1 protein-coding gene is annotated in these 272 nt (G+C 53.7%); it reads right to left on the bottom strand.

What is annotated here, in order from left to right; all coding sequences use genetic code 11:
* Positions 1 to 83 precede the first annotated feature (83 nt).
* Positions 84 to 272, bottom strand: a 189-nt coding sequence (locus tag DQX04_RS12485; protein WP_370443892.1) for a hypothetical protein, incomplete at its 5' end; no start/stop codon positions are given.

Raw genomic sequence — 272 nt, 5'->3', positions numbered from 1 at the left:
GGGCAAGTACAGACATAAAATCAGGTCCAGAAGGAATGGTTGCAGGATTGCAGAGACGTTAATGCCGCTCGGATCAGCCTCAGTTAGAAGCGGTAATTCAGGAACAGTGTGGGCCCTCTGAAATCGATATCGTATTCATTCTCGCGGTTGGACGACTTCTCCTGGGTGAGGTCGAGTTTGACGTACTGGTAACCCAGCGTCAGCGCCCAGGTGTCGCCAATGCCGAAGGCCAGGCGAGGATGGATATAGGTGAAGCCGCCATCATAGTCGCC

This window comes from Aliidiomarina sp. B3213, assembly GCF_003290085.1.
Taxonomy (GTDB): Bacteria; Pseudomonadota; Gammaproteobacteria; order Enterobacterales; family Alteromonadaceae; genus Aliidiomarina.
The sequence above is the reverse complement of the archived record's forward strand: the minus strand, read 5'-3'. Positions and strand labels throughout refer to the sequence as shown.